Here is a 19,463-nt window from a genome sequence, read left to right on the forward strand (position 1 = left end):
GGAGAACAGGAGCACCTTCCCGATGTCCCTTCCCTCGTACCCGGATTCCCCGTACCCGGGGCAGCCCGCGGCCGATCACGACCCCTACGGCGGCCAGGCGCCCGCACGGACGAACGGCTTCGCGGTCGCCGCACTCGTACTCGGCCTGATCGCCTGCCTGTTCTTCTGGACCGTGGTGGGTGGGTTGCTGCTCGGCCTGCTCGCCGTCGTCTTCGGGATCATCGCCGTGCTCCGCACCCGCCAGGGCCGCGCGCCGCGTCGGGTGATGGCGATAGTCGGCGCCGCGTTCGGAGCGCTCGGGCTCATTGGTTCCGCGATCGTCCTCGTGGTGGCCGTCTCCGTGTTCGACTCCCAGGAGTTCAAGAACCTCGAGGACTGCATGAACCAGGCCAACGGCCAGGCGGCCGAGGACCGGTGCGCGGAGGGCTTCGTCGACGAGCTGACCAACTGACGGATCCCGGAGGGCCTCCCCTGGGATACCGGCACTGAGCGCCGGGCCATGGTCTCCGCACGTCTGTTTGCATCTGCCTGGCGGCGCGCCGCCGGTTGTACCCGCACCGGGTGTTTGCCACGGTGTCCATGGGCGGTGCGGCCCGGCGATCACCGGGCCGCACCGCCCGGTGGACCGCCCGTGACGGAGTACCCAGCAGAGAGAAGGAGGGTTCGATGTCATCGAAGCGACGTCGTAAGAAGAAGGCCCGCCGTAAGAACGCAGCGAACCACGGCAGGCGTCCGCAGAGCTGAGACGCCGCCGCGGCCCCACCGGGCGGAGAAGCCCGGTGGGGCCGCGGCGGTTTCCGTGGGCCGGGGGAGGGCCGTGCGGAACTCGGGTCCTGATGCTGATGCCCGATGCGCGCCGGGTTCACACCCCCAGCGGGGCCGTGGGTTCCGTTCCCGACCTGGCACAGACCGACGCGGCCGTCCCGGCGGCGTACTCCAGCATCGCCTTCGTCTGCCCGGCGGACAGTGCCGGATCCCAGCCCGCCTCCGCCCCCAGCCAGGTCAGCATCCCTGCCATGAACGCGTCACCCGCGCCGATGGTGTTCACCACCCGCACCGGCAGGGCCGGGACCGAGACCTCGGTCGCGCCATGGACGTACGCGGTGGCGCCCTCCGGCCCCCGGGTCATCACCACCAGCCGTCCCTCCCCGGCCAGCGCCCGGCAGCTGGCTTCCGGGGCCGCGTCCGGCCACAGACGCACCAGATCCTCGTCGCTCGCCTTCACGACCTGTGCGAGAGAGCACAGCTCGCGCAGCCGGCCGAGGCTCCGCACGGGATCCAGGGTGCGGTCATCGCGCACGTTGGGGTCCACCGCGAGCAGCCCCGACCGGGCCGCCGCCCGCGCGGTGGCGGACACGACGCCGGCCGCCGGCTCCACGACCGCGGCGAGACCGCCCACGTACACCGCGTCAAATCGCGCCGCCTCCGCCGCCCGGTCGGGCAGCTCGAAGGTCGCCGTGTCACCGAGGTGGAAGCGGTACGTGTTCCCGTGATCGCCCGGGTCGGCCACCGCGAGCGCCGTGGGCAGCGAGCACCGGGCGCTCAACGAGAGGTCGACGCCCGCGGCCGTCAGCCAGGCCTCGACGCCCTCCGCGAAGGCGTCGTCGCCGAGCCCGCCCACGAAGGACGGCCGCCCGCCGAGGCGCGCCAGGCCCACCGCGACGTGTCCGGGCGCCCCGCCCGGCTGGGCCACCCGGACCCCGGCGTCACCGTCGGCCGGAACCAGATCCACCAGCGCCTCGCCGAGCACGAGAACGGAGCCGGTGTCGGTGTCGGTGTCGGGGCCAGGGCGGGAGCCGGGGCCGGGGCGGGAGGCCGAAGCGTCTGTCACGGCTCCACCACGATCTTGCGGCCGATCCCCGCCCGGAAGCGCTCTATCGCCTGCGGATACTGCTCCAGCGGCAGCCGGTCGCTGATGAACACCGACGCGTCCAGCACCCCGCTCGCGAAGAGAGCCGCGGCCCGCTCGTAACTGTGCAGGACCGCCATCGACCCGGTGATGGTGATCTCCTGGTTGTAGATCCTGTACGGCTCGATCACCGCCGTCGTCGCATAGTCCGAGACCCCGAACTGGAGGAACGTACCGCCCTTGGCGACCCTCCCCAGACCGTCCTGGATGGCCCCGGCGTTGCCGGTGGCGTCGATGACGATGTCCCAGCCGCCCGGACGGTCCAGCTCCTCGGCACGGGCTGCCGCACCCGTGCAGCCCAGGGTCGTCGCGGTGGCCAGCCGCTGGGCGTTGACGTCCAGCATGTCCACCGACGCCGCGCCGGTGCGCTTGGCCAGCTCCAGCATCATCAGCCCCATGGTTCCGGAGCCGTAGATCAGCACCTGCGCCCCGAGATTGCCGTTCAGGACGTCGTAGCCCCGCACCGCGCAGGACAGCGGCTCGATCAGAGCCGCGTCCCGGACGTCGATGTGCTCGGGCAGGCGTACGCAGTTGGCGACGGGCGCCACCGCGAACTCGGCAGCGCCCCCGGGCACGGTGACGCCGATCGCCGCCCAGTTGTCGCAGAGGTTGCCCCGGCCCGAACGGCAGTAGCGGCACTCGTGGCAGTGCAGCGAGGGGTCCACGGCTACTTTGTCGCCGACGGACAGCTCTGTGACGTCCGCACCGAGGCCGACGACCTCCCCGGCGAACTCGTGCCCGGGCACGATCGGCAGGGTCGGAGCGAACTCGCCCTGGAGGATGTGGAGATCGGTACCGCACAACCCGCACGAAGCCACCTCGACGACCACGTCGCGAGGACCGGGCGTGGGGTCCCGGACGGTGGTCACCGAGACCTTGCCGACGGCTTCGACGATGGCTGCCCTCATTTGACTGCTCCCAGCGAGAGGCCCTGGACGAGTCTGTCCTGGGCGGCGTAGCCGGCGACGAGCACCGGCAGGGACACGACCACCGACGCCGCGCACAGCTGGGCGAGGAAGAGCCCCTGGCTGGTGACGAAGGTGGTCAGATGGACGGGCGCGGTCCCGGCGACCACGCCGGTCAGCACCCGGGCGAACAACAGCTCGTTCCAGCTGAAGATGAAGCAGATCAGGGCGGTCGCGGCGATGCCGGGACCGGCGACCGGGGCGACGACGCGGCACAGCACCGTCGGCAGTCGGGCCCCGTCCACCTGCGCCGCCTCGATGATGGAGACGGGGACGTCCGCGAGGAAGGACCGCATCATCCACACCGCGATCGGCAGGTTCATCGAGGTGTAGAGCAGGACCAGCAGCCAGATGTTGTCCAGCAGCCCCGAGTTCTTCGCGAACAGGTACACCGGCAGCAGCCCGGCGACTACCGGCAGCATCTTGGTGGACAGGAAGAAGAACATCACGTCCGTCCACTTGCGCACCGGCCGGATGGACAGCGCGTACGCGGCCGGAAGCGCGAGCAGCAGGACCAGCACGGTCGAGAAGAACGAGGCCGCCAGCGAGTTGACCAGCGGAGGCCACGGCGTCGGGCCGCCTCCGCCGCCGAAGAAGGTGCGGTAGCCGTCCAGCGTCAGCGCGGCGGCGAGCGACGGCGGGTTGGTCGCCGCGTCGGTCTCCGCGTGGAAGGACGTCAGCACCATCCACAGGGCGGGCAGACAGAAACCGATGCCCGCGACCCAGGCGGCCACGCCCAGGGCGGCCGAACGCCGACGGGCCTTGCGTGCGGCGGCGTTGACGGATGGGGACGGGGATGCGGATGTCGCGGTCGAGGCACTCATGCGCGGCTCGCCTCCTCACGGAAGAGGGAGGAGACCGTGCGGAGCGCGAAGGTGGCGATGATGATCGTGCCGATCACCACGACCACGCCCGCTGCCGACGCCAGCCCGTACTCATGGGCCCGGTAGAAGGTCTCGTAGACGGTGTACGGGAGATTGGCGGTGCCCAGACCGCCGGAGGTGATCGTGAACACCGCGTCGAAGTTCTGCACGATGTACACCGACCCGAGCAGGATGCCGAGTTCGAGATAGCGGCGTAGATGCGGCAGTGTCAGATAGCGGAACATCTGCCAGGGGCCTGCCCCGTCCAGCCGCGCGGCCTCCATGATCTCGGCCGGTCGGCTCTGCAACCCGGCCAGCAGGATCAGCATCATGAACGGCGTCCACTGCCACACGAGCGACGCCTCGACAGCGATCAGCGGCATCTGGGACGTCCACTCGGGCTGTGCGACGCTCTCGATGCCGAACAGTTCGCCGAACCAGGTGAGCGCCCCGTTGAACAGCCCGTACTCGGGGTTGTAGAGCGCGTGCTTCCACAGCAGCGCGGCGGAGACCGGCACCAGCAGGAACGGGGTGATCAGCAGGGTGCGCACGAACCCCCGGCCGAAGAACGCGCGGTCCAGCAACAGGGCGAGGACGAGACCCAGCACGACGCTGACGATCACGACGGACGCGGTGAGGACGACGGTCGTCACGACCGATTCGCGCAACGCCTCGTCGGTGAAGACGGACGCGTAGTTGGAGAGCCCGGTGAAGTGACGCTTCTCCGGCTTCAGTGAGTTCCAGTCGAAGAGCGAGATCACCAGGGTGGCCACGAAGGGCAGTTGGGTGACGGCGATCAGGAAGACGAGCGCGGGCAGCAGGGGGAGCCGGGTCGCCCAGGCACGCCGTCGGCTACCGCCGCCCGGCCTCTTAGCCGGGGCGGGCGGGGATGCCGTCTCCATGGTTGTGGTGGCGGTCACCGGTACTCCTCCGCGACCTTCTCGGCCAGCTTCTGGGAGGCGGCGAGCGCGGAGTCCACCGACTGGCGGCCCGCTATGGCGGCGCTGATCTCCTGCGCCACCCGGGTGCCCAGCTCGGTGAACTCCGGTACGCCGACGAACTGGATGCCCGCCGTCGGGCGGGGCTGGGTGCCCGGATTCATCGGATCGGCCTCGGAGATGGCCCGCTCGGTGACGTCCGCGAACGCGCCCGCCTCCGCCCGGTAGTCGGGGTTGGCGTAGGTGGAGGCCCGTTTGCCGGCGGGCACGTCTGACCAGCCGCTGGTGGCCCCGACGAGCTCCTCGTACTCCTTGCCCGACGCCCAGGAAACGAACTTCCAGGCGTCGTCCACCTTCTTGGACGCCTTCTGCAGACCCCAGGCCCAGGTGTAGAGCCAGCCGGAGCTCCTGGTCCGCTCGACGGGGGCCGGGACGTAGCCGATCTTCCCCTTCACCGGGGAGCCCTCCGCCTCCAGGGACCCGGCGCCCGCCGTGGCGTCGTACCACATGGCGGTCTTGCCCTGGGTCATGTTGTTGAGGCACTCGGCGTATCCGGACTGCGGGGCGCCGAGCTCTCCGTGCTTGCGCACCAGATCGACGTAGAACTTCGTCGCCCTCTTGAACTCCGGTGCGGTCAGGCGTGGTTCCCAGTCCTCGGTGAACCAGGTGCCGCCCATCGTGTTGACGACCGTGGTGAGCGGGGCGATGACCTCGCCCCAGCCCGGCAGCCCGCGCAGACAGATGCCCTTCATCCCGCGCTGCGCCCCGTCCGTCCGTTCGGCGAGCTGTGCCACCTGCTGCCAGGTCGGCTTGTCGGGCATCGTGAGGCCCTGCTCCTCGAAGACGTCCTTGCGGTACATCAGGAAGGACGACTCGCCGTAGAAGGGCTGGGCGTAGAGCCTGCCGTCCTCGGCGGTCAGCGATTCCCGCAGGGGCTGGAGGATGTCCTGCTGGTCAAAGGCGGTGTCGGCCTTCGCGTAGTCGTCGAGGGGGTGCAGCCAGCCGTTCTTCGCGAAGAAGGGCAGCTCGAAGTTGCTGATGGTGGCGACGTCGTACTGACCGGCCTGGTTGGAGAAGTCCTGGCCGATCTTGTCACGTACGTCGTTCTCGGGCAGCACAGTGAAGTGGACCTTGATGCCGGTCTCCTTCGTGAAGTGCTTCGCGGTCAGCTTCTGCAGTTCGACCATCTGCGGGTTGTTCACCATCAGCACGTTCAGCGCGTCGCCGCCCCCGAAGGAGGTCCCGCCCGCTCCGGCGCAGCCGGTGGCGAGCAGGGCCAGCGCGGCGGTCACGGCGCAGGCCCGGCCGCGTACACGTGGTCGGGTGCGGCGTCCTGGGTGGGACATGGGGGCTCCTGATCAGTCGTAGCGGCTCGGTGATCGGGTAGTCGCGGGCATGGCGAACCAGGCTCCGGCGGTGGAGGTGAAACGGGTGCGGGAGCCGTGCGGTCGGCGGTACGGGGCGGCGGGGCCGGTCAGACGCGGATGACCTGGGGTCCCAGGAGGGAGTAGCGCTGGGCCTCGGCCGAGGAGAGCCCCGCGTCGGTGACGATCGTTTCGAAGTCGCCGACGCCGGCGAACCGGCAGAAGCTCACCGCACCGAACTTGCTGTGGATCCCGGCGAAGATCCTGCGCCGGGAGCTGCGCAGCGCCTGCGTCTTCACCTCGGCGACGGCGGGGTCCGGGGTGGTGAGGCCGTACTCGCGGGAGATGCCGTTGGCTCCGAGATACGCGAGGTCGATGACGAAGTCCGAGAGCATCCGGGAGGCCCAGTGGTCGACGGTCGCCATCGTCGAGCCGCGGACCCGGCCGCCCAGCAGCAGCACCGAGGTCTTCTCGACCCCGGCGAGGGAGGTGGCGACTGCCAGGGAAGCGGTGACCACGGTCAGCGGCCGGTCCTGGGGAAGGGCCTCGGCGATGAGCTGCGGGGTGAAGCCCTCGTCGACGAAGACCGTCTCGGCGTCGCCGAGCAGATCGGCGGCGGCGGTCGCGATCCGCGACTTCTGTGGAACGTTGCGCGTGGTGCGGACGGCGAGCGTGGTCTCGAAGCCGGCCGACTCCACCGGGTAGGCGCCGCCGTGGGTCCGGCGGACGAGCCCGTGCTCCTCCAGGACATGCAGATCGCGGCGGACGGTCTCCTTGGCCACCTTGAACAGGTCCGCGAGGGTGTTCACCCCGACCGACCCCTCCCGCCGGGCCGCGTCCAGAATTCCCCGACGGCGTTCCTCGGTGTCCACGGCGCACTTCCCTGGTCGCTGCTGGGCCCGTTGCGGGCGGAGCCCGCTGTCCGTTCGGGCTCATGTGTCGTTTGTACAAGCACTCCCGGGGGAACTACCAGCCACTTCACCAGATCCCCTCAGCCCGATCGTGCCCGTTTCCCGGGTGCGACGGTGCTGGTCACGCCCAGGACGGTCGCCGATCCGGTCGCCGGGGCTGCCCGCTTTCCCGCGATCGCCGCCCGAATGGCGCCCGAAGTGCGGAGCCCCGGCGTCCGCGGTGCCGGGAAGGTGCGTGCGGAAGCCGGGGCAAGGGGCGCGGGAAGGCCGGAGCAAGAGGCGCGGGCTGAGCCGGACAGGCTCAGATCGTCACTCAGGTCACGTCAGGAGAGAACGGCGCCGCCCTCGCCCTCGCTGCGATGGGTCACCGCGCCCCTGCCCAGCGTCTCCGGATAGAACCGCTTGGCCCAGCGCCGGAACGGGCCGATCGGTCCGTCACCGGAAGCCAGCCGGGGCGGCTGCTGATACTGCTTGTGGTGCCAGATCGGGAAGTCGGCGGCGGTGAACTCGCAACTGGACCGGAAGACGGGGCGGTCCAGGAGTCGCGCCGCGGTACGACTGACGATCCGGGCGAGCCCCGGCGGCAGCCGCCCCGGCTCGTCGAAGGCGATGCGGTTCAGCTGCCGGAACTGCATCCTGTTGGGCCCGATGGCCGTCGGCATCACCATCGTGCACATCCGCAGCCCGAAGCGGGGCGTGTGGACGTCGGCGTGCAGACAGCCGAGCCCATAGCCGTCCACCTTCACGTCGACGGTGAAGTCGCCCATGAGCGGCGCCGACTCGTGGGCCCGCATGGCGACATGGAACTTCGCGTCGTCATAGGCCACAGGGCCCTCGATCTCGGCTTTCGCCCAGCCGTGCAGGGTGGCGAAGTGCCCGAGGTCCACCGAATTCTCGATGACCTCCTGGACGTTTCCGGCCAGTTCCCAGGCTGCCGTACGCGCAGGCCTGTGTCCGATCTCGTGCCACTGCGGAACGAACCAGTCCGGATCCCGGCCGTCGTGGTGCCGCCAGACGAAGACGCCCCCGTTCACCTCGTGGACGGGCAGTTGCGTCAGCGGGGACCGAGGCGGCGGCGTGCCGTACCCCGTACGGACACAGGTGCCATCGGGGCCGAACGAGAAGAAGTGGAAGGGGCACGTGAGATCCTCCCCCTCGACCTTCGCCAGGCCGAGATGGGCCCCGAGGTGCGGGCAGTAGGGGCGGACGGCGCGGAGTGCTCCCGTGCCGGTGCGGTACAGGACGACGTCGCGCCCCGCGAGCGGCCGGGTGAGCACGGTGCCCGGCCGCAGCTCGTGCGAGAAGGCCAGCGCGGACCAGCCGCTCGGACAGGGTAGGACGGGCGCTCCCGCCGCATCGGCCGGTGTCGGACCCTCACTGATGGTGCGCCCGTACTCACGTGCCACTCCCACGACTCCCCCTCCAAGATCGGTCGCACGGAGGCTGCCCAGCGCCACCCCGGGATCCTCCCGACACGCCGCACGTCACCCGAACGGGGTTATGAGCGTGACGTGTTGACCGTCAGAGCTCGTCGCCGAAGGCCTCGGCCAGCTCACGCCATGCGGCACGCGGCAGGCCGGCGCCGCCCTCCTCGGCGGTGAGCACCTGCAACGCGACATGGTCCGCGCCGGCGTCGAGGTACTCCCGTGTCCGACGCCTCACCTGCTCGGCGTCGCCCAGTGCGAAGAGGGCGTCGAGCAGACGGACGCTGCCGCCGCCGTCGAAGTTGCCTTCCGTGAACCCCAGGCGCAACAGATTGGCGGTGTAGTTGGGCAGTTGCAGATACATCCCCAGCATCGTCCGCGCGGTGGTGCGGGCCCGGTCGAGGTCGGTGTCCAGCACCACGGTCAGCTCCGGGGCGAGCAGCGCGTCGGGGCCGAGCGCCTCCCGGGCCTCTGCGGTGTGCTCGGTGGTGACGAGATAGGGGTGCGCCCCCAGCGACCGGTCGGCCGCGAGCTTCAGCATCTTCGGTCCGAGAGCCGCCAGGACCCGATGGCCGGAGCCCACGGACGGTTCGGCGCCGTCGAGTGCGTCGAGGTAGGAGACCATCGCGCTGTACGGCTTCGCGTACTGCGGCACCATCGGTCCGTGGCTGACGCCCAGACCGAGGACGAAGCGACTGCGCGCCCCGGGATCGAACGCCGCGACGGCGGCCGCCGCCTCCTCGGCCGTGTGGTTCCAGATGCTCAGGATGCCGGTGGCCACCGTGATCGACCGGGTGGCTGCCACGACGGCCGCCGCGTCCTCGGGCGTCGGACTGCCCCCGATCCAGACGGCGCCGTACCCCAGCGTTTCGAGCTCGGCGAGCGCCTCCGAGATCGCCTCCCTGCCCCCGTCGTCCACCCGCGAAGCGTGCAGGGCACCGCTCCAGATCCCCACACGTCCGAATGCGCTGCCCGTTCCCGAATTCTCAGAAGTCATGGTGTGAGCAACAACGGCCCGGCCCAACTATTCCTGAACCGAGGCCGATTCACCCGTCCGGACGCGCGGAGCGTGCGACGAGACCGACCCTGCGGGCGTCAGGAGCGTCTTCAAGTCCTCCGGGACGTCCTTCATGAACACGACTCCGTCGATACGGGCCAGGTGCGCCGGGTCGAGCGGGGCGTAGCCGAAGTACGGGGACGTGCGCCGGACGGTACCCGTGGGGCCGAGGGCGGTGGCCAGTTCGCAGGCGTCCACGAGGCTGGGTTCCTCCGGGAGCGCGTACAGGGCTCCTTCGAGGGTGTCCGGCGGCGGAACGTCGACCCCCTGGTGCTGCATCGTGCCGAAGGCGGTGGCCAGGAAGCCGTACTCCTCGCCCAGACGGGCGTTGACGACGGCGCCCGCGCCCCACCACTCCAGCCGCCGCCCGCCCATCCGCATCGAGCTCATATCCCGCTGGAGATGGCTGTTGTGCGCGTGCGCCAGAACCGGCCCCCGCTCGGCGAGCGCGAGCAGATTGCCGGCCATCATCTGATCCCGCAGGCCCGTCAGCCGTGACAGACGGCTCGGTGACGTGTCCGCCATCCAGAAGTGGTAGCGCAGCAGCCCTGAGGCGGCCCGTGCGTACAGGAGTGCCCGGTCGAACACGTCCCGGGAGGCGGCCGCGATCAGGTGCGGCGTCCACGCGTCGAGCAGAGCCCCCAGATCATCGGCGAGCAGGCGCAGTCGCCCGGCCTCGGCCGACTGCCCGAAGGACGCGGACGGATCCAGCATCGCCGTGGGGTCGGTCCACCGTTCGTCGGCCCCGAGGAGGTGATCGAGCGTCTCGGCAGTGCAGGGGAGCAGTCCCGTGTCCATGTGGTCGGCGAGAACGCGGTGGAGCGAGGTGAGGGCCTCGCGAGGGCTCGCGGCGTACGCCATCTCCAGCGGGCTGTCGAAGCCGGCGAAGCGGACCCGGTCGGCCGCGGGCCGGTCATCGTTGAACGCGCGCATCCAGCAGACCAGTTCACGATTGGCCGTCGACTTGCCGAAGCCGTGGGTGAACCCCCGCTCCATCACCTCGTCGAGCATGCCCGCACCCGTCGTCACGTAGTCGTCCACCAGCAGTCCCGCCACACCGTCGCTCTCGACGGTGATGGTCCGGTAACCCTCCCGCTCGACAAGCTCCCGGAAGAGCGCGTTGCGAAGCAGGAGAGGGGCGTCCACCCCGTGGGTGGGCTCGCCCAAGGTCAGCATCCTGGGCGGGGAGGCGAACAGCCTCATGACGGATTCCGCGTCGACGGCGTGGGCGATGTCCTTGATGTCGTTGGCCATGGCTTCAACCGTATCGCTGAACCCACGGTGGAGACTTTTACGCGATACCTTGGGATCCATGAGGCAAAACCCTCAAACAACAGGCCGCCTCCGGCCCGTCGATCTGGCCCGCCGGCACGGATTGTCGACGCAGGCCGTCAGGAACTACGAGGCGGTGGGGATCCTTCCGGTCGCCGGCCGCACACCCCACGGCTACCGCACCTACGCCCCGCTGCACGCGCACGCCCTCGCGGCGTTCCTCGCGCTGGTCCCCGCCCACGGGCACGGAACCGCGACGTCGATCATGCGTGCGGTGAACCGCGACGATCCGGAGGAGGCGTTCCGCCTCATCGACGAGAGCCACGCTCAGCTCCTGGAGGATCGTGGGACGCTGCGAGCCGTCGAGAGAGCCCTCCGCGATCTGGGGCCCGGCGCGGCGCCCGACGACGCGTCGAGCCCCGGAAGGATGTCCGTGGGGCCGTTGGCGGGAAAGCTGGGGATCAGGCCCGCCACCCTGCGGAAGTGGGAGCGCGCCGGTCTCGTGGCCCCGCGCCGCGACCCGCGGACCGGCTACCGGGTGTACGCCGAAGCCGACGTACGGGACGCCGGACTGGCCCACCAGCTCAGACGGGGCGGCTACGGGCTGGAACAGATCGCACCGTTGATCGCCCAGGTGCGGGCGGCCGGAGGTCTGGAGCCGCTGGCGGCCGCCCTGAGTGACTGGCATGGCCGGCTGGCCGCCCGCGGGCGGGCGATGCTGGCCGGGGCCGCCGAGCTGGACGGCTACCTCCGCTACGCACACGACGGCCACTGACGGAACAGCGGCGGGCCGGGCGGCGGGGCCACCCGCGAGGGCGACGGTTGCCGCCGCCCTCCAGCTGTCCCCGTCAGACGGGCAGCCGCCCCAGCAGCGCCGCGAAGTCCGTGCCGGCGGGGAGCGTGCCGAAGGCGAGCCCCCGGTCCCCGGCGAGGCGGGACGCGCAGAACGCGTCGGCCACCGCTGCCGGTGCGTGGCGCACCAGGAGCGAGCCCTGCAGCACGAGAGCGGCCCGTTCGACGACCCGGCGGGCCCGGAGCTGCGCGTCCTCGCTGCGCGCCAGCTCGGCCCGCAGCTCCCGCCAGGCCGCGTCGAGACGCGTGTCCGCCCCGGCCGCCGCCTCGATCTCGGCGTGAAAGGCCTCCAGCGACGCGGGCTCCCGCGTCAACGCCCGCAGCATGTCGAGGGCGTTGACATTGCCGGAGCCCTCCCAGATGCCGTTGAGCGGGGCCTCGCGGTACAGCCGAGGCATCCCGGACGCCTCGTCGTACCCGTTGCCGCCGAGGCACTCCAGGGCTTCGGCGACCGCGGCGGGCTGCCGTTTGCACACCCAGTACTTGCCGATGGCGGTGGCCAGGCGGAGGAAGGCGCGTTCCTCGTCGTCGCCCCGGTGGGCGCGGTCGGCGGCCCCCGCCAGGCGCAGGGCCAGGGTCGTGGCGGCTTCGGACTCCAGGGACAGGTCCGCCAGGACATTGCGCATCAGGGGCTGGTCGATCAGCTGGGCGCCGAACACCGAGCGGTGGCGCGCGTGGTGGGCCGCCTGCGCGAGTGCGGCACGGGTGCCGGCGGCGGAACCGAGCACGCAGTCGAGCCGGGTCATCGTCACCATGTCGATGATGGTGCGCACGCCCTTGCCCTCGTCACCGACGAGCCAGGCCACGGTGTCGTCGAACTCGGGCTCGCTGGAGGCGTTGGAGCGGTTGCCGAGCTTGTCCTTGAGCCGCTGGATGCGGAACGTGTTCCGGCTCCCGTCCGGCAGCACGCGCGGCACCAGGAAGCACGACAGTCCGCCGGGCGACTGGGCGAGCACCAGGAAGAGGTCGTTCATCGGCGCGCTGGTGAACCACTTGTGCCCGCGCAGCCGCCAGGTGCCGTCGGCCTGCTCGGTGGCGGCCGTGGTGTTGGCGCGCACATCGGTGCCGCCCTGCTTCTCCGTCATCCCCATACCGGCGAGCAGGCCGCGCTTGGCGGCGGGGGTGCTCAGCCCGGGCTCGTACACACGGCTGGTCAGGAGCGGTTCGTACGTCTTGGCGAGGTCGGGGGAGCGGCGCAGTGCCGGGACGACGGCGTACGTCATCGAGACCGGGCACAGGTGTCCCTGTTCCAGCATCGTGGCCAGCATGAAGGCGCCGGCGCGGGCGACATGGGCGCCGGGGCGCTCGTCGGCCCAGGCGGCGCCCGCCAGACCCGCACGCACCGAGGCGTCCACCAGACTGTGGTAGGCGGGGTGGAACTCGACCTCGTCGACCCGGTGGCCGAAGCGGTCGTGGGTACGCAGCTCCGGCTCGTGGCGGTTGGCCTGGTCGGCCCAGTGCTGTGCCTCCTCGCTCCCGACGTAGCGGCCGAAGCGGTGGAGCTCGTCCAGGTGCCATGCGGCGCCCTCGCGGTGTATCCCTTCGAGCAGCACCGTGTCGTCGGCGGCGTCGTGACCGGTGAGTGGAGGCGGCTGGTTCGTCACCTCGTGCGTCACGGAGGTCGGGTTGCTGCGCGGTGCGGTGGGCTTGGGCATCGGTTCTCCTCCGGGAGACGGGACGGCGGGTGCGGCACACGGGTACGAGGACGAGAGAGAGGCTGCCCGGGTCGGGGAGCCGCGGCAGGGTCAGGGAGCCGCGCCGGCACAGCGCAGGGCCACGGTGGTGAGGCGGGTGACGAGCCGGTCCGTGTCGTGCGCGGCCGAGGTACTCAGCGGGTACACGAGGACCTCGCCGATGGCGCCGGTCAGCGCCGCGGCGGTGATCTCCGCGTCCTGGTCCGGCAGCAGGCCCGAGGCGACCCCCTCGTCGATCACCGCGGCGAACAGCGCCCGGTAGCGGCGCCGGAAGGCGAGACGTTCCGCGCCGACCGCGGGTTCGGCGGGCGCCGCGAGCAGCGCGTACGCCAGACCGTGGTTCTCCAGGGCGCGGCGGGCGAACACCTCCACCCCCCGGCGCAACCGTTCGGCGGTGCCGCCGGCGCCCTCCAGCACCTCACCCAGCACGTCCACCTCGCGCTGTGCGGCGCGCCGGAAGACCTCCACGGCCAGCGCGGACTTGGACGGGAAGTGCTGGTAGACGGAGCCGGCGGCGATCCCGGCCGCGTCGGCGACAACGGTCACGGACGCCTGCGCCCAGCCGACCTCCGCCACGACCTCGGTGGCGCGGGCGACGAGACGCTCCCGAGCGGCTTCGAGCCGACGGATCTCGGCTGGGGTCTTGCGGTAGGCCATGAATGAAGTGAACCATCATTCAGAGTTTCCCGCCACGCTCGGTCGACGTCGATGTCGACGCTGGGGTCTGAGGTCTGGGGTCTGGGGTCCTGGGGTCGGGGTCGGGGTCGGCGGGCTGACGCTCAGACCGACAGGGCACTCCCCGAGGTCCCAGCCCCTGGAACCAAGGAACTGGAAGGAGGGCCCCCGCTTCCGGTCTACATGCTCCGCAAGGTATCTTGCATCGCATGGAACCAGGCGATGCAGCCAAACAGGCACGGGCGGCCGCCCAACTACGCAAGGGCGTCCTGGAGTACTGCGTACTCGCTCTGATGCGGGACCGCCCTCGCTACGGCGTGGAACTCCTTCACGCCCTTGAGGACTCCGGTGCCCTGGCCACCAGCCAGGGCACCGTCTACCCGCTGCTCTCCCGGCTCCGCCGCGACGACCTGGTCACCACCACCTGGCAGGAGTCCGACTCCGGGCCCCCCCGTCGCTACTACGCGCTCACCGACGGGGGGCGTGCCGCACTGGACGAGTTCACCCGCGTCTGGCCAGGCTTCCGCGACGCCGTCGACGCCTTCCTGATCACCCCCCACACCTCCAACGGAGACCCCGCATGAAGACCTTCGCCGACCCCGTACGCAACTACCTCTCCGCTGTCGAGCGGGAGAGCTCCGCACTTCCCGACGACCGCCGCCAGGAACTTCTCGCCGACCTCGCCGAGCACATCGAGGTGACGCGTACGGAGCGTCCCGACGCCACGATCGGCGAGATACTCGCGGAGTTGGGGGACCCCCGCACGATCGCGGCGACGGCGCTGGCCGAGGCGGGGAGCGGGACCACCGGCACGCAGTCCAGGAGCGACGCGGACGCACCTGCCCGGCGCGGCAAGGTGCACCCGCTGGTCCCGCTCCTGATGCTCACGCTCTCGCTGCCCTTCACGATGATCTTCTCCATCGGCCCCGACGCGGCATTCGACCCCGGTCCGGTGTTCGGCTTTCTGTTCCGTGTCACCGGCGCGGTACTTCTGTGCACCTCGGTGCACTGGACCGCCGTCCAGAAGACCACCGGCGTACTGCTCACCGTGATCGTGCCGACCACCGTCATCGTCAGCTGGAATGTGATCAGCGGCTGGGCGGCGGGCGAGGCCCAGGCTCTCCTGGGCAACCTCGGAAGCCTCGCCCTGATGGTCGGCACCGCCGTATGGCTCTGGCGGACCCGCCGCGCCTGAGGCAGTGCCGTTCCGGGGGGCCGAGGGGCGGCCGGCCCCCGCCCCGCTGACCGACCGCCCCTCGGCCCCGGGCGCGAACCGGCACGGATCCGCTCGGGTCAATGCGGGGTGGGCCGGTAGATGAGCTCCTGGGTACGGCCATCGAGCGTCCGGCTCTCGATCAGTTCGAGGTCGAAGTCGGCCGAACCCCGCAGGACCGGTTCCGTACCGGTCCGACCGGCGATGACAGGGAAGAGCGTCACATGGACGCGGTCGACCAGGCCGGCGGCCATCAGCGCCCGGTTCATCGACAGGCTGCCGTGCGAGCGCAACGGCACAGCGGACTCGTCCTTGAGGCGGGCGACCACGTCGACCGCGTCGCCGTTCGCCAAGGTCGCGTCCGGCCAGTCGAGGGGCCCTTCGAGCGTGGTCGACACCACCGTCGTCGGCAGGCTCCTCATCCGCGTGACCCATGCGTCACCCACGCCGGACTCCTCCGTGCCCGGGCCCAGCAGCCGCGCGAATTCCCGGTAGGTACGGGCCCCGAAGACCATTCGCTGGTCCTCGCCGTACACAGACAGCCGATGTTCGAGCAGCTCGGGGCCCTGCTTGCCCCAGTAACCGCCCCAGTCGCCGTCACTGTTGTAGGAGCCGAAACCGTCGAGGCTGGAAAACACGTCGAAGGTGTAGGTAGCGGTCATGATGCTCTCCTGGACGATTCCGATCGATGGACACAGGTACAGACTGCGTCCGGTGAGAGAACTCATCGGACGGACGGTCCACCGGGCCACGACGGTCACCCCGCACTCCCTCGCGGAGCTGTTCAGCAGCACGATGTGACGACGCGGACCACCGCCCCCTCTACCCTCCCGGCGCAAGGAGTACGTACGTTGTCGTCACCATCCGGCCTGGTCGCAGCCATGGAACGCCACCAGGTCGCCGTCTACGTGGGCGCACTGGCCACCGGTGGCCTGATGGGCTGGGCCGCACCCGGTGCGGGGCCGGGCCTGGAGCACACGATCAACCCGGTGCTGGCCGCCCTGTTGTACGTGACGTTCCTCCAGGTGCCGGCGGCGGAGTTGTTCCGCTCGGTGCGGGCGGGCCGTTTCCTGGCCGCGGCGCTGGTGGTGAACTTCGTCGTGGTGCCGCTGGTGGTGGCCGGGATGTTCACCTTCCTCCCGGACGACCGGGCGATCCGGCTCGGCGTGCTGCTGGTCCTCCTGGCCCCGTGCATCGATTACGTGATCGTCTTCAGCGGGCTCGCCGGCGGCAGCGGCGAGCGCCTGCTCGCCGCCACCCCGTTGCTGCTCCTGGCCCAGATGGTGCTGCTGCCGGTCTATCTGTTCCTGTTCATGGGCCCGGACCTGGCCGACGTGGTGGAGGCAGGACCGTTCGTCGAGGCGTTCGTCGTGCTGATCGTCATCCCGCTCACGCTGGCGTGGCTCACCCAGGCGTGGGCCGCACGTCGCCCGGCCGGACAGAAGGCCGCCGACGCGATGGGCACGACCATGGTGCCGCTGATGGCCGCCGTCCTGCTCACCGTGGTCGCCTCCCAGGTACCGAAGCTCGGCGACGCCGACAGCCTGGGGGACGTGGGCCGTGTCGTGCCGTTCTACGTGCTCTTCCTTGTCGTGATGGCGTTCGCCGGGCTCGGCGTCGCCCGCCTGTTCCGCCTGGAAGCCCCCGCCGGGCGGGCCATCGTGTTCACGGGAGCGACCCGCAACTCCCTGGTTGTTCTGCCCCTCGCCCTGGCGCTGCCGGACGCGCTGGCCGTCGCCGCCGTGGTCGTGGTCACCCAGACCCTGGTGGAGGTGATCGGCATGGTCCTCTACGTCAGGGCCGTGCCCCGGCTGCTGCCGCTCCGGGACTGATCCGCTCCGGCGTGCGACGCCCCGGGCCCGGGCCCGGCGCTCCTTCCCCGGCGTCGGCCGGCCGCGCGGGTGCGGCCGCCCCTGATCAGCTGCCCCCCACGACCATGGAAGGTGACGACGCGTCGCTCAGGAGGAGACTCGGCCCGGTGGCCGAGGCATCGGCGGGGACGGTCCAGATGTCCGTGGTGCCCTTTGCCCGGCCCGGAAGGGCGTACGCGAGGGTCGAGTCGTCCAGCCATGCCGCCTGGTCGTCGACGCTGCGGGTCTCGGCGACGGGAGTCTCCCGCATCGTCTTCAGGTCCAGTACGTGCAGTCGCCACGGGTTCTGGGTGCCCTCGCGGACCCTCTTCTTGAAGGCGATCCGGGTGCCGTCGGGCGACAGGGACGGGCATTCGGCGTTCCGGCGGAGTGTGCGGGCCTTCCACGTCTTGATGTCGCCCTCGACGAGGTACGTCTTCCCCTTGGTGGCGACCGTCGCGTAGAAGCGGTTGTCGTCGTCCGCGAAGGTGATGCCCCAGTAGTTCACGTCCGGCGCGTGGTAACGCCGCCCTTCCAGGTAGAGCTGGAGGGTCTCCACGTTCTTGACCAGATAGCCGGTCCTGGTGTCGAGGATGCCCGTTCTCGTGGAGAAGGAGGACGAGGCGTACGAGTCGCCACTGACGAACAGCGTCCAGGCGACCATCCGGCCCGACGGGGAGACCCGCGCCCGATTGGGGATGCCGCCGACGACGACGGTCTCACGGGTGGTGAGCTTTCGGTCGAGGACGGTCACCTTCGTCTTCTGCGAGATGCCGGGGTGGCTCGCGATACAGACGGCCGACCGTCCGCTCGCGTAGAAGCGGTCGCACGACAGTCCGGCGTTCCTGCTCCGCGTCCCATCGGCCGCTCCCGTACCGGAGAAGCTGTACGGCGCCGAACGCACGTTGCCCTGCCGTGCCGTGTGGTAAAGGCCGGGCACCGTATCGAGGTTGAGGCCCGGCGCGGCGACCGGCACCGGCGACCGGCCGTCGCCGTCGGCTGCCGCGACCGTGTAGCCGACGGCGACGGCCGCCAGTACGGCGATGGCCGCGGTGAGCGCGGAGATCCGCGCGCGAAGGGAGAGGGGAGGCAGGGTCATGAGGGCTCCGGGACGACGACGGGTACGGGGTCGGCGGGCGTGGGTGCGGCCGGCAGGAGTGCCCAGGCGAGGACGAGGACGGCGCCGAGTGCCGCGGCGGCCAGGACGAGGGCGTTGTCCATGCCCCACAGCGTCCAGACGGCTCCGAACCCGACGGACGCGAACAGGCGGCCCAGACTCTGGCCGGTCTGCAGCAGTGCCATCCCGCCCGCCCGCCGGTCCGCCGGCACGACAGGGCCGCCGAGTGCCATGAGGACCCCGTCGGTCGCCGCGTAGAACGTGCCGTGCAGGACGAGCACCAGGATCGTGAGCGGCCAGCCCGCCACCGGAGAGAACAGTGCGACGTACACCCCGAGCAGGGCGACATGCCCCAGCAGGTACGGAATGCGGCGGCCGATCCGGTCGGCGGCCCGGCCGAGGGGAACGGCGAGCAGGAGGTAGACCGCCGCGCTGCCGAGCGGCAGCAGCGGGAAGTACTCCACGTCGAGGGCGAGCCGCTTCTGTAGGACCAGGTAGAGAAATCCGTCGCCCACGCCGACGAGGCCGAACAGCGTGGCCGCGAGGAGGATCCGGCGGAAGGCGGGGACATGGAAGAGCCGCAGGGTTTCCCGCAGGGTGGCCGCGGCTCTGCCCGGCGGGCGCGCCGGCCCGGCCTCGCGGCCGGGGACGAACGCGAAGAGGATCAGTACTCCCAGCAGGCCGAAGCAGAAGCTGACGACGAAGACCGCGTCGTAGGCGTCTACGGTCGCCCACAGGACGGCGAAGGCGACGAGCGGTCCGAGCATGGCGCCCGTGGTGTCCATGGCCCGGTGCACACCGAAGGCTCGGCCGAGGTCTCTCTCGTCGCAGCTCAGCGAGATCAGGGCGTCGCGTGGCGCTGTCCGCACTCCTTTGCCGACCCGGTCGGCCGCGAGCGCCGCGGAGAGGGCGGGGGTGGAACTGCCTGCGAGGAGCAGACCGAGCTTGCAGACGGTGGACAGCGCGTAGCCGCTGCCGGCGACGAGCCTGTGCCGCTGCCAGCGGTCGGCGGCGTGCCCGCCGGCGAGCCTGACGAAGGCGGTGACACCGTTGTAGAGGCCGTCGAGAAAGCCGAACTGGAGCGGGCTGAGTCCCAGGCCCAGGACGAGATAGAGGGGCAGGACGGCGGTGACCATCTCGGAAGAGATGTCGGTGACGAGGCTGACCGCGCCGAGTGCGACGACGGTGCCGGTGAGGCGCCTTCGGCCGGCGGGCTGTGCGGCCGATGGAATCCGGTCGGGGGCGGGTCCGTCCGGTGGACGGGTTCTGCCGACGGCAAGGTACATACAGACGCTCCTGGTACGCGGTGCCCGGAGCTCCGACGGCACAACCGGTGCTCCGGGCGGGTTCGCCGGCCGG

At 70.9% G+C, this 19,463-nt stretch carries 20 protein-coding genes; 6 read left to right on the forward strand and 14 right to left on the reverse strand.

Features of this window, described 5'->3' with window-relative positions; genetic code table 11:
• Positions 1-22: 22 nt before the first annotated feature.
• Complete coding sequence (locus tag ACZ60Q_RS12590) at positions 23-451, forward strand: DUF4190 domain-containing protein (protein WP_469632296.1); 429 nt, start codon at positions 23-25, stop codon at positions 449-451.
• Between the two features lie 215 nt (positions 452-666).
• Positions 667-744, forward strand: a complete 78-nt coding sequence (locus ACZ60Q_RS12595; RefSeq protein WP_373292019.1) for a 50S ribosomal protein bL37 — start codon at positions 667-669, stop codon at positions 742-744.
• Between the two features lie 118 nt (positions 745-862).
• Here ACZ60Q_RS12595 and ACZ60Q_RS12600 read toward each other — a convergent pair whose 3' ends face one another.
• The 9 genes from ACZ60Q_RS12600 to ACZ60Q_RS12640 all read right to left on the reverse strand — a co-directional run bounded on the left by ACZ60Q_RS12600 (position 863) and on the right by ACZ60Q_RS12640 (position 10,685).
• Positions 863-1,831, reverse strand: coding sequence for a PfkB family carbohydrate kinase (locus ACZ60Q_RS12600; RefSeq protein ID WP_469632299.1), 969 nt, complete (start codon positions 1,829-1,831; stop codon positions 863-865).
• Entirely contained in the window at positions 1,828-2,817 is a 990-nt protein-coding gene (locus ACZ60Q_RS12605) for a zinc-dependent alcohol dehydrogenase family protein (protein ID WP_469632300.1), read from the reverse strand. The genes ACZ60Q_RS12600 and ACZ60Q_RS12605 overlap by 4 nt, the downstream gene beginning before the upstream one ends.
• Complete coding sequence (locus ACZ60Q_RS12610) at positions 2,814-3,698, reverse strand: carbohydrate ABC transporter permease (RefSeq protein ID WP_469632303.1); 885 nt, start codon at positions 3,696-3,698, stop codon at positions 2,814-2,816. Before ACZ60Q_RS12610 ends, ACZ60Q_RS12605 begins: the two co-directional genes overlap by 4 nt.
• The gene (locus ACZ60Q_RS12615) at positions 3,695-4,639 is read right to left on the reverse strand and encodes a carbohydrate ABC transporter permease (protein WP_469632751.1); all 945 of its coding nucleotides are present in this window, start codon (positions 4,637-4,639) and stop codon (positions 3,695-3,697) included. The genes ACZ60Q_RS12610 and ACZ60Q_RS12615 overlap by 4 nt, the downstream gene beginning before the upstream one ends.
• A gap of 14 nt (positions 4,640-4,653) precedes the next feature.
• Positions 4,654-6,021 (reverse strand): ABC transporter substrate-binding protein, encoded by a 1,368-nt coding sequence (locus ACZ60Q_RS12620; protein ID WP_469632305.1) that lies wholly within the window; start codon positions 6,019-6,021, stop codon positions 4,654-4,656.
• A gap of 128 nt (positions 6,022-6,149) precedes the next feature.
• A complete protein-coding gene (locus ACZ60Q_RS12625) occupies positions 6,150-6,911 on the reverse strand; it encodes a DeoR/GlpR family DNA-binding transcription regulator (RefSeq protein WP_469632308.1) in 762 nt (253 codons plus the stop codon).
• A 362-nt stretch (positions 6,912-7,273) separates the two neighbouring features.
• Positions 7,274-8,362 (reverse strand): Rieske 2Fe-2S domain-containing protein, encoded by a 1,089-nt coding sequence (locus ACZ60Q_RS12630; protein ID WP_469632311.1) that lies wholly within the window; start codon positions 8,360-8,362, stop codon positions 7,274-7,276.
• 109 nt (positions 8,363-8,471) lie between these two features.
• Positions 8,472-9,371: an LLM class F420-dependent oxidoreductase gene (locus tag ACZ60Q_RS12635; protein WP_469632314.1), complete on the reverse strand. Its 900-nt coding sequence runs from the start codon at positions 9,369-9,371 to the stop codon at positions 8,472-8,474.
• A 27-nt stretch (positions 9,372-9,398) separates the two neighbouring features.
• Positions 9,399-10,685 carry an erythromycin esterase family protein gene (locus ACZ60Q_RS12640; protein WP_469632317.1) on the reverse strand — a complete coding sequence of 429 codons (1,287 nt, stop codon included), beginning with the start codon at positions 10,683-10,685 and terminating at the stop codon, positions 9,399-9,401.
• A gap of 58 nt (positions 10,686-10,743) precedes the next feature.
• Here ACZ60Q_RS12640 and ACZ60Q_RS12645 point away from each other — a divergent pair, with 58 nt between their 5' ends.
• Positions 10,744-11,478 carry a TioE family transcriptional regulator gene (locus ACZ60Q_RS12645; RefSeq protein ID WP_469632320.1) on the forward strand — a complete coding sequence of 245 codons (735 nt, stop codon included), beginning with the start codon at positions 10,744-10,746 and terminating at the stop codon, positions 11,476-11,478.
• Between the two features lie 73 nt (positions 11,479-11,551).
• Here ACZ60Q_RS12645 and ACZ60Q_RS12650 read toward each other — a convergent pair whose 3' ends face one another.
• Both ACZ60Q_RS12650 and ACZ60Q_RS12655 read right to left on the reverse strand, forming a co-directional pair.
• Positions 11,552-13,210 (reverse strand): acyl-CoA dehydrogenase family protein, encoded by a 1,659-nt coding sequence (locus ACZ60Q_RS12650; RefSeq protein ID WP_469632323.1) that lies wholly within the window; start codon positions 13,208-13,210, stop codon positions 11,552-11,554.
• Between the two features lie 90 nt (positions 13,211-13,300).
• Positions 13,301-13,906, reverse strand: coding sequence for a TetR/AcrR family transcriptional regulator (locus ACZ60Q_RS12655; RefSeq protein WP_469632326.1), 606 nt, complete (start codon positions 13,904-13,906; stop codon positions 13,301-13,303).
• Positions 13,907-14,133: 227 nt separating this feature from the next.
• On the opposite strand from ACZ60Q_RS12655, the gene ACZ60Q_RS12660 reads away from it, so the two are divergent.
• Both ACZ60Q_RS12660 and ACZ60Q_RS12665 read left to right on the forward strand, forming a co-directional pair.
• Complete coding sequence (locus ACZ60Q_RS12660; protein ID WP_469632328.1) at positions 14,134-14,508, forward strand: PadR family transcriptional regulator; 375 nt, start codon at positions 14,134-14,136, stop codon at positions 14,506-14,508.
• On the forward strand, positions 14,505-15,119 hold the full coding sequence (locus ACZ60Q_RS12665; RefSeq protein ID WP_469632331.1) for an HAAS signaling domain-containing protein: 615 nt from the start codon (positions 14,505-14,507) through the stop codon (positions 15,117-15,119). The genes ACZ60Q_RS12660 and ACZ60Q_RS12665 overlap by 4 nt, the downstream gene beginning before the upstream one ends.
• Before the next feature lie 98 nt (positions 15,120-15,217).
• Here ACZ60Q_RS12665 and ACZ60Q_RS12670 read toward each other — a convergent pair whose 3' ends face one another.
• Complete coding sequence (locus tag ACZ60Q_RS12670; RefSeq protein WP_469632333.1) at positions 15,218-15,799, reverse strand: dihydrofolate reductase family protein; 582 nt, start codon at positions 15,797-15,799, stop codon at positions 15,218-15,220.
• A gap of 219 nt (positions 15,800-16,018) precedes the next feature.
• On the opposite strand from ACZ60Q_RS12670, the gene ACZ60Q_RS12675 reads away from it, so the two are divergent.
• A complete protein-coding gene (locus tag ACZ60Q_RS12675; protein ID WP_469632754.1) occupies positions 16,019-16,969 on the forward strand; it encodes an arsenic resistance protein in 951 nt (316 codons plus the stop codon).
• Positions 16,970-17,054: 85 nt separating this feature from the next.
• On the opposite strand, the gene ACZ60Q_RS12680 is transcribed toward ACZ60Q_RS12675, so the two are convergent.
• Positions 17,055-18,086, reverse strand: coding sequence for a TolB family protein (locus ACZ60Q_RS12680; protein WP_469632336.1), 1,032 nt, complete (start codon positions 18,084-18,086; stop codon positions 17,055-17,057).
• Complete coding sequence (locus tag ACZ60Q_RS12685) at positions 18,083-19,390, reverse strand: MFS transporter (protein WP_469632338.1); 1,308 nt, start codon at positions 19,388-19,390, stop codon at positions 18,083-18,085. Before ACZ60Q_RS12685 ends, ACZ60Q_RS12680 begins: the two co-directional genes overlap by 4 nt.
• Between the last annotated feature and the right edge of the window lie 73 nt (positions 19,391-19,463).

This window comes from Streptomyces sp. NPDC104313, from assembly GCF_055583985.1.